Raw genomic sequence first — 9,852 nt, forward strand, 5'->3', positions numbered from 1 at the left:
GTGTTATTGTTTAACGGTTGCAAATTTAGCGATTTTTCTATACTTGCCAAGCTTTTTATGAAAAATTTTAAACCAAATCTGCTAATGTGTTGACTGCTAAATATCTTTCGACAGTAAATCCTTCTGCAAAATCTTTATTTATCAATCTTCCTAGGTCTTGCGCACGATAAGTTATACTATCCAAAAAGTTTTTAGAGGTAATTGGTGTCGTTGGTTCTGATGATTTCTCATTAAAAAATTGTGTACCATAGGCTAACACGGACTTAAGCTTAGTATCCATATATCCCGTTACATCCACTACAAAATCAGGTTCAATATTCTTCCATTGAATGTAGTGATAAACTAATTTTGGACGCCATTCTTCTTGTTGTTCTCCATCTAATGTAGTTTCAATCTTTCGTAAACCAGATAAAAAACAAGCATCGGATACTAATCTGCTTCCTTTACCATGATCAATATGTCTATCATCAATAGCATTACATAATACTATTTCTGGTCTATACTTACGTATCATTTTAATTATTTCTAATTGATGTTCTTCATTATTGATAAAGAACCCATCTCTAAAGGCAAGATTTTCTCTCACGCTTACGCCTAAGATATTAGCTGCATCAGTAGCTTCCTGATGTCTAATCTCTGCAGAACCGCGAGTACCTAATTCACCTCTTGTTAAATCAACAATCCCAACCTTTCTACCTAAAGCTACCTCTTTAGCAATAGTAGCTCCACAACCTAATTCAACATCATCTGGATGCGCTCCAAATGCTAATATATCTAATTTCATTTGTTATTATTTTTATATTTACTTTACTAAAGATTACTTCAAAACCTTTTTCATAGTAAATGACTTATTAACTGTTTCAATAAATTCACTAGTAGGATCACTTTCTATTGTTACTCCACAACCTATAAATAAATTAACTTTCTTATCGGCTATATTCATACATCTCAAGTTAACGTACAAGTCTGTTGCTTGAGCTGGTCCTTCTTCTAATGAGTAATTTAACTCGCCCAAATAACCAGCATAATATTCCCTATCATATCCCTCCTCTTTAATTAGAAAATCTCTAGCTGGAGCTTTTGGCAAACCACATACCGCTGGAGTTGGGTGCAAATCTGCTACAATAGCTTTAAGATTATTGTTTTTAAGTTCTACTTCAATATCAGTACATATATGCATTACTTTAGCAGCTCTTTTTGCAAAAGGTGCCGAGTATTTAACTGAATTAGCATATGGTTTTAAAGTATCAATTATAAATTCGGTTACATACGCTTGTTCATCTATTTCTTTCTTTCCCCACTCCACTTCTTCTCTACCATGATTTACTTGAGTCCCAGCTAAAGCCATAGTATGTAATTTATTTTCACGCAAACTTAAAAGTGTTTCAGGAGTTGCTCCTACCCATAACCCTATTTCAGGATGATACACCATTGAGCAAAATGCAGTCGGATAAATTGTATCTATCTTTTGAAAAAGCAAGGATAAATCAATAGGATCATACTCTATACTCTCTTTACGAGACGGCACTACTTTCTCAAACTTTCCTTGTTTAATCGCAGCAACACACCGCGTAACAAGGTCTTCAAAAGCTAATCTTGCTATAGGCTCGTCATAATCAAGCAGTGGTTCATAATCCGAAAGCGGTAAAAGTTTTCTGTTTTCTGTAAGCAGTAGCGAACCTTTATAAGGAATATAAAAGCGCTCTCCCTTATCAAAAGGAGCCAATACAAATCCGCATTCTAAAAAACTTTCTACTTGATGTAACTTAGTATCTTCTTGAAAAAGCCCTATAATGGTTTCTGTATTAGGTTTTCGATAAACAGCAAAAGGCTTTTTATCCTTGTATTGTTTATCTAAATAATTAAATAAAGACATTATTATTTTTTATCAATTACTATATTAGTTATTTTACAGATTGATATTAGTTCATTATTCTCATCCGTAATTCTTATCTCCCATAAATGGACAGTACGTCCTCTATGTAATAATTTAGCTGTACCTGTTACAATCCCCGCACGTTTACTCTTAACATGATTCGCTGAAATCTCAATACCTCTTATCTCTTGCGTAGCTGGATCGATTAGCATTAGAGATGCTCCACTACCCAAACTTTCTGCTAATGCAACAGATGCACCACCGTGAAGTAAGCCCATTGGTTGGTGTACTCGAGGATTAACTGGCATTGTTGCAACTAAAAAATCTTGCCCAGCATCTATATATTTTATTTGAAGCGTTTCCATTAAAGTATTCTTAGATACCTCTTCATACATTTTCAGTACAGCTTCTTTATCTATTGTTTTTTTATTATTTATTGCCATATATTCTACAAAGTTAATTTCATCCAAAGATAATGGTCTTAAAATTAAAGTAAAATTAGCTTGTAATTCTTAAAAAAAATATAATTATCACCGTATTTAAATATCAACAGCGTTTAATGATTTTAATCACTATGCCTTATCTATTTTTTTAGTAATTTTAACCCCTCATTTCATAGATAGCAATCGCAATAAAAAATGGAAGACATACAAGAAGAAGTTCATAAAGCATTTGAAGTAATAAAAAATGGAGGTATCATTTTATACCCTACAGACACTGTTTGGGGAATAGGATGTGATGCTAATAATTCAGAAGCTATAAAAAAAATATACAAACTAAAACAACGTGCAGAATCAAAAAGTATGATTGTATTAGTTAATGGAGATAGATTAATGCATAGAGTATTTAATTCTATACCTGAAGTGGCTTGGGATATCATTGATTGTAGTGAGCGACCAACTACACTAATCTTAGATAATCCAAAATATGTAGCAAAAGAAATAGTTTCTGGTGATAACTCACTAGGGGTTCGTATTGTGAAAGAGCCATTCTGTTTCAAATTAATTGAGCGAATGAAATCCCCTCTAGTTTCTACATCTGCTAACATTAGTGGTCAACCATCTCCAGCTAACTTTACTGAGATTTCTAAAGAAATTATAGATGGCGTAGATTACGTAGTTAATCTTAGACAAAAAGAAACTAAAGCAATCAAGCCTTCAACAATTATAAAACTAACTGAGAATAGCCAAGTAACAATATTGAGAAAGTAAAGTTTGCTTAATATTTTACTGTACACATTATGGATAAAACACCAATATATACAGAAGCTCTTAATCATCCAATCTTTGAAGTAGTTTCACAAGCTGCAGCAGAACTTCATATTGATAGTTATGTAATTGGAGGATTTGTAAGAGACTTTTTATTAAAACGCGACACAAAAAAAGATATAGATATAGTAGCAATAGGGAGCGGAATAGAACTAGCATTACATGTGTCTAGCCTTTTACCTAACCAACCTAAAGTTCAAGTATTCAAAAATTATGGCACTGCAATGCTTCGCTATGATGATATAGATATTGAATTTGTAGGAGCTCGAAAAGAATCATACCATTTTGATAGCCGTAAACCTGTAGTGGAAGACGGTACACTTCAAGATGATCAAAATAGACGTGACTTTACTATTAATGCACTAGCTCTTTCTCTAAATAAAGAAAACTATGGTGCACTCTTAGACCCATTTAACGGAGTTGAAGATTTAGAAAACAAAATCATACGTACTCCATTAAATCCAGATATCACTTATTCAGATGATCCTCTACGAATGATGCGTGCAATACGATTTGCAACGCAACTTGATTTTAGAATTGAGGACGAATCTTTAGAGGCTATTACTAGAAACCACAGCCGCCTAGATATTATATCAGGAGAGAGAATTGTCGATGAACTAAACAAAATTCTTTTAACTCCAGTTCCTTCAAAAGGTTTCTTGTTGTTATATAAAACTGGTTTATTAGATTTAATATTACCAGAATTAACAGCTTTAAATCAAGTAGAAGAAATAGAAGGTCATACCCATAAAAATAACTTCTACCATTCGTTAGAAGTTGTAGATAATATATCAAAAAACACTGACGATTTATGGTTAAGATGGTCTGCCCTACTACACGATATTGGAAAGGCACCCACAAAGCGCTTCAGTAAGAAACAAGGATGGACATTTCATGGACATGAGTTCTTAGGAGGTAAAATGGTGAAGAGAATCTTTACAAGATTACACATGCCTCTAAACCAAAAAATGAAGTTTGTGCAAAAGATGGTAACAATGAGTTCTAGACCAATCGTTTTAGCACAAAAAGAAGTTACAGACTCTGCTGTACGTCGACTTGTATTTGATGCAGGTGAAAACGTAGAAGATCTAATGACTTTATGTGAGGCAGACATTACAACAAAAAATGCTAACAAGTTTAAAAAATATCACAACAATTTTAAGATTGTTCGACAAAAAATAGTAGAAGTTGAAGAGCGCGACCATGTTCGTAATTTCCAACCACCTATTACTGGTGAAGAAATTATGGAAACTTTCAACCTAAAACCATGTCGAGAAATTGGTTCATTAAAAGAATCTATTAAAGAAGCTATCTTAGAAGGTGTTATCCCAAATGAATATGATGCAGCATATACTTATATGCTTGAGAAAGCAAGAAAAATGGGATTAGAAGTTGTCAATAAACAATAAAAATAAATATGAAGAACTATTTTTTACCATTAGCGAAGGCATCGCTTATACTAGTATACCTAGTTATAGTTGCTGGAGCAGCAGTTAGAATGACTGGTTCTGGAATGGGATGTCCGGACTGGCCTAAGTGTTTTGGTTATTACATACCTCCTACTGATATTGAAGTATTAGAATGGAAACCTAATCACGAATTCGAGAAAGGTCAAATGATTATTCATGATGAGAGCTTATGGAAAGCTAAAGAAAGCTTTACAACATTAGCAGAATATGATGAGTCACATTGGGAGAAATATACGCGACACGATTATGCTGAGTTTAACCCTAGACATACATGGACTGAATATATTAACCGCCTTTGTGGAGCATTAGCAGGGTTAGCATGTTTAGCCATGGCTATTGCATCATTTGGCTACTGGAAAGAAAGAAAAGGACTTGTATTAGCCTCATGGTTAGTAGTTTTCTTAATGGTTTTTCAAGCTTGGTTAGGAGCCGTTGTTGTCTATTCTGTATTAAACCCTATAAAGATAACTGTCCATATGGTAATGGCGCTTGTAATAGTTGCAATTATTATTGGAATTATTAGAGCAGCCAAAGACGTTACAGAAATTAAAGAATACAATTCTAAATTCAGAGTTTTACTTACCGTTTCTTTACTATTCACATTAATTCAAGTTATTCTTGGTACTCAAGTTAGAGAATTTATTGATGAACAAGTAAATGCAGGAATAGGTAATGAATACTTATGGTTAAATAATCCAAATGTAGATTTCTATATTCACAGAAGTTTCTCTTTTATCGTCTTAGCTTTGAATATGTATTTGTTCTATCTAAATAGACATCTTAGACTTGGTTTTGACAAAATGAAATGGGTAATGGTAATACTTATTTTAGAAATCTTCTCAGGTATTATGATGTATTATGTGCATTTCCCATTTGGGACGCAAGCTACACACTTAGTTTTAGCATCTATATTATTTGGGATACAATTCCAACTAATATTAGAAGCGAGAAAATGCTACTACTGCGGCAAAAATGCTGAACATTATAACTAACAATATTTACAAGAAAGGGATCCAAATGGATCCCTTTCTTGTTATTTTAATAATTTCATCATCAACTTATAGCTTAAATCGTCTAAAGAATTTAGTGCTTCTTGTGTTGAACTATTTGTCAGAATAATTAACCCTTTTTTCATTTCTGGATCGAAACCTATATAGTTAGAATAGCCACTATCAATTGCTCTCGAAAAATACAACTTACTGGTAGATATAAACGGAAATGCTATTTTCCAACCAGAAGATACCCAATAATTAGGAGTTACAATTAAGGTTGGTTTCTGAGTTATATTCAGTACCTTATCTTCTTTATTAAATTCAGCAATTACAAATTTACTCAAATCTTCTACTGATGAGAAGCCACTTGTTGCTGGTTTTAATGCCTGGATATTATATCCTTTTTGTTCTTTCTTATCAGCATCAATCCCATATACCAGTTTTTTCTTTTTTCTAGGTAGATTAATTGTACTGTTAACCATTCCATATTTATCAAATATCAACTCTTGTACAAGATCCTCATAGCTTTTATCATATAATCTCGTTAAAGCCTCCCCAAGAACAGCATAACCTAAAAACGAAAAACTTTGTCTGTTTTTCTGATCTAAAGTATCTAGTACTAAATCATTTTTTAAATAATCTATAAGGTTATCTCTTGAGAAAGAGATAAAGTATTTGTCAGGATCATTTATTAAGGAATTCTCAACTTTAGGCAACATTGGTAAAGCAGCTGAATGATTAGCTAGCTCTGAAATCTTAAGCTTTATATCATCTTTAAATTTAAAATCATATAAATCATTAATGTCTTGTGCCAACGAAACTTTACCTTGTTCAACAGCATTTGCTAAAATAGTAGAAGTAAAAACAGTCGAAAAGTTTGCTATAGAAAATAAGTTGTTATAATTCTCTAGTTCTTTAATCTCTCCTTTATTTTTTTCAAAACCTAAGTATTCTACTTTATCATCGTTAATAATAGCTATAGCAATTTGTCCTTTGTTAGGTAGAGATGTTATTGATTCTAACACAATATCTTTATAGCTCTTGGCCAATAAAGCAGTATTTACATTATTATCCTCTGGCATATTAAGAATTCTCAAGCCTACCAATTCTCCGTTCTCATTTACTGCCAAGTTAATCAAGGCTACTTCGTCATTTTCAAACTCAGTTTTATATAGCGCTAAGTGATTATCATCTAGTCCATAAAACTCTATATTCTTTATATTACCTAGTTTCTCTTTCATCTCTACAAAGAAGTTTTTTGCTTGATTTATAGGCAATTCTTCTTTTAAAGAAATGGAAAAATACTTATAAAAATCTTCATAATTATTGGTATTGTAATCCTCTACAAACGTATCAACAATCTTTGGATGATTCGTTTCTTGCCCTAATGCTGAGATAGCAGAAAAGACTAATGCAAAAAGAGTTATTTTTAATTTACGCATATTTACTTCTTCATTTACAACCTAAATATATTGGTTATTTATAGAATCCGTATGTACTTTAACAATAATTCTACAAAAATTAAAAATACATGCCTGCACTTTAACTTTTCACTCTTTATCAAGAAGAGTAATTGAAGGCAATATTCACAGACAATTTAACTATAAGTAAAGCCAATACAGATTAAAACCCTATAAGTGTTATTTTTATTATCTTCGCATTAAATGAAAAAAAATGACGAAAGCTGAAAAAGTAAACTTCACATTAGAAACGCTAGATGCTCTATATCCTGAGGTTCCTGTACCCTTAGATCACAGGGATCCTTATACTCTACTAATAGCAGTTTTACTATCTGCACAATGCACAGATGAAAGAGTAAATAAGATTACTCCTATTTTGTTTGCGAAAGCTGATAATCCTTATGATATGGTAAAATTATCAGTGGAAGAAATCCAAGATATAATCAGACCTTGTGGTTTGTCGCCAATGAAATCAAAAGGAATTTACGGATTATCGCATATCCTTATTGATAAATACAATGGTGAGGTACCAGCAGATATGGAAGCACTAGAATCACTACCTGCAGTCGGACATAAAACAGCAAGTGTAGTATTGGCACAAGCATTTAATATCCCAGCATTCCCAGTGGATACGCATATTCATAGACTTATGTATAGATGGGGATTTTCAAACGGAAAAAGTGTTGAACAAACAGAAAAAGATGCTAAACGACTATTTCCAAAAGATAAGTGGAATCTTTTACATCTTCAGTTAGTGTGGTACGGAAGACAATACAGTCCTGCCCGTGGATGGAATCTAGAACTAGATATTATTACTAGCGTTATTGGGCGCAAAACAGTAATAAATGAATACAATAAAAAGAAAATGCTTAAGAAGTAAATCTTAAGCATTTTCTTTACTAATTCTAATTTTTAGCAAACTCACTTTTATTTAATAAACCATTCAAGCTTAATCTATTAAGACTTCTTGAGTAATTTAAAAGAAATTGTATCGTTTCTTTTTTGGGCAAAGTAACTTCGGCTTTTTTTACTAAGTAAATGTTTTTCATATATAACTGTTTTGTGGTTTATACTAAAACGACAAAACCTATGACTTTATTATTTACTCAGTCAAAATTATTTTTTTATCATTAATCAATTTTCTTAAATTAAGCAGCGCATATCTCATTCTACCTAAAGCAGTATTAATACTTACTTCAGTCAATTCAGCAATTTCTTTAAAACTCAAATCTTGATAAATGCGCATCATTATTACTTGACGTTGATCATGAGGCAGTTCCTCTATTAAGATTTTTAAATCTACTTCGATTTGTTCTTTAATTAAAGCACTCTCGATAATATCTGAATCATCTTTCAAGAACATAAAAAGAGGCATTTCATCAGAGTCATTAATAACTTGATTGCGTTTTTCTTTTCGGTAATGATCCATTATTAAATTATGCGCGATACGAATAACCCAAGGTAAAAACTTACCTTCTTCATTATAACGTTTAGATTTTAAAGTATGAATTACTTTTATAAAAGTATCCTGAAAAATATCATCCGCAAGATCGGGATTAGATACTTTAGAGAAAATAAAACCGTAAATTTTAGCTTGATGTCTTTTAATTAGAACTTCAAGAGCTTCTTCACCACCAGCTACATATAATTTTATAAGTGTAGCATCCGGCATATCAGTATATACCATAACAAATTCTTTTAATAGCAATAAATGTTTCTTCTTATTTTTTTTAAAAGTAAAGATGTTATATAGGCTCTTGTTTTAAAATTTAACAAAACAAAGATATATAAATTTATTTGTTAAAATAAATGAAATATAAAAATTTTATAGCTCGCATCTCTATTTTATTGAATAAGGTTGTTTTTATTTATTACGAGATAAAAAAGACACTTATATAAACTGATAGTATAGTCTACACGAATAGCCTAAATTATTAACTTTTAAATTTTTATTATCTGTTTCTAATCTAGAATAATCACCTGAATATTTATAAAACATAAAACTAATTCCTACTCTATTTCTATTACTTAATCTGTAATTATAATTTAGGTCAAGTTGGTAGTACTTTTTATCAATACTCCCATAAAGAAGGTTAGGATAATATACTTCCTTATATAAACTAAGATAGTTATAATCTACATTAGCTACTCCATTCTTACTTTTTTCTTGTTCAAAAGAAAAATTAGTCTCTAAATTATGTCGTTTTCCATTATAATTTACATTAAAATGTATACCTGGCACTGATTTTTCGATTAGTGATTTGAAATTGGTTCCTTTATATTTTTCATTAAACTCTGTTTTTCTAAAACTTGCTCCAACTTGATAGGTAATGTATCCAGTTGCCAAATAAGACAAATTAGTATTGATACTAATATAACTGTCATCTAATTGATAAGGTTTTACAGATCCAATTTTTACATAATCATATACGTCAGGATAATTTTCATTAACTCTTTTATAACTATATCTATTTTCTTTTCCTACAAATTGCTTAAAATTAGTAGCTATAGAAGCATCAATAATCCAACTTGGATGTACTGAATAAATAAATTTCATTCTTGTATTCCACTCTTTTGCAACAAGTTCATGAAGATTAATCGTACTTTCTTCTTCAGTTTTTAAATCTCTAAAAGAGTAATCAATTAAAAACTCCATATTAACTTTATTCTTTTTCCATAATAAGCCCGAAATATTTAAATTGTATAGATTCTGTTTATAAATCCTCTTCTTTGAAAAGACGTAATCTTTGTGATCATTATCATACATTCCAAAACCATACTACGTGT

At 31.2% G+C, this 9,852-nt stretch carries 10 protein-coding genes; 4 read left to right on the forward strand and 6 right to left on the reverse strand.

Annotated features, from left to right (window positions below):
* Nucleotides 1–67: 67 nt before the first annotated feature.
* The 3 genes from bshB1 to RH98_RS13810 are packed head-to-tail and all read right to left on the reverse strand — an operon-like array spanning nt 68 to nt 2,319.
* A complete protein-coding gene (bshB1, locus tag RH98_RS13800; protein WP_010256156.1) occupies nt 68–784 on the reverse strand; it encodes a bacillithiol biosynthesis deacetylase BshB1 in 717 nt (238 codons plus the stop codon).
* A 33-nt stretch (nt 785–817) separates the two neighbouring features.
* Nucleotides 818–1,876 carry a chorismate-binding protein gene (locus RH98_RS13805; RefSeq protein ID WP_010256159.1) on the reverse strand — a complete coding sequence of 353 codons (1,059 nt, stop codon included), beginning with the start codon at nt 1,874–1,876 and terminating at the stop codon, nt 818–820.
* Nucleotides 1,877–1,878: 2 nt separating this feature from the next.
* On the reverse strand, nt 1,879–2,319 hold the full coding sequence (locus tag RH98_RS13810; RefSeq protein ID WP_010256161.1) for a PaaI family thioesterase: 441 nt from the start codon (nt 2,317–2,319) through the stop codon (nt 1,879–1,881).
* Nucleotides 2,320–2,514: 195 nt separating this feature from the next.
* On the opposite strand from RH98_RS13810, the gene RH98_RS13815 reads away from it, so the two are divergent.
* The 3 genes from RH98_RS13815 to RH98_RS13825 are packed head-to-tail and all read left to right on the forward strand — an operon-like array spanning nt 2,515 to nt 5,605.
* Complete coding sequence (locus RH98_RS13815; RefSeq protein ID WP_010256163.1) at nt 2,515–3,087, forward strand: L-threonylcarbamoyladenylate synthase; 573 nt, start codon at nt 2,515–2,517, stop codon at nt 3,085–3,087.
* A 29-nt stretch (nt 3,088–3,116) separates the two neighbouring features.
* Nucleotides 3,117–4,553 (forward strand): CCA tRNA nucleotidyltransferase, encoded by a 1,437-nt coding sequence (locus RH98_RS13820; protein ID WP_010256166.1) that lies wholly within the window; start codon nt 3,117–3,119, stop codon nt 4,551–4,553.
* An 8-nt stretch (nt 4,554–4,561) separates the two neighbouring features.
* Entirely contained in the window at nt 4,562–5,605 is a 1,044-nt protein-coding gene (locus RH98_RS13825; protein WP_010256169.1) for a COX15/CtaA family protein, read from the forward strand.
* Between the two features lie 41 nt (nt 5,606–5,646).
* On the opposite strand, the gene RH98_RS13830 is transcribed toward RH98_RS13825, so the two are convergent.
* Nucleotides 5,647–7,047: a serine hydrolase gene (locus RH98_RS13830; RefSeq protein ID WP_010256172.1), complete on the reverse strand. Its 1,401-nt coding sequence runs from the start codon at nt 7,045–7,047 to the stop codon at nt 5,647–5,649.
* Between the two features lie 232 nt (nt 7,048–7,279).
* Between RH98_RS13830 and RH98_RS13835 the strand changes: the two genes are divergently transcribed.
* Complete coding sequence (locus RH98_RS13835; RefSeq protein WP_010256175.1) at nt 7,280–7,945, forward strand: endonuclease III domain-containing protein; 666 nt, start codon at nt 7,280–7,282, stop codon at nt 7,943–7,945.
* A gap of 222 nt (nt 7,946–8,167) precedes the next feature.
* Here RH98_RS13835 and RH98_RS13840 read toward each other — a convergent pair whose 3' ends face one another.
* The gene (locus RH98_RS13840; protein WP_010256178.1) at nt 8,168–8,752 is read right to left on the reverse strand and encodes a sigma-70 family RNA polymerase sigma factor; all 585 of its coding nucleotides are present in this window, start codon (nt 8,750–8,752) and stop codon (nt 8,168–8,170) included.
* Between the two features lie 204 nt (nt 8,753–8,956).
* Complete coding sequence (locus RH98_RS13845; RefSeq protein ID WP_141629446.1) at nt 8,957–9,721, reverse strand: hypothetical protein; 765 nt, start codon at nt 9,719–9,721, stop codon at nt 8,957–8,959.
* Between the last annotated feature and the right edge of the window lie 131 nt (nt 9,722–9,852).

It is taken from the genome of Myroides injenensis M09-0166 (assembly GCF_000246945.1).
In the GTDB taxonomy this organism is placed as follows: domain Bacteria; phylum Bacteroidota; class Bacteroidia; order Flavobacteriales; family Flavobacteriaceae; genus Flavobacterium; species Flavobacterium injenense.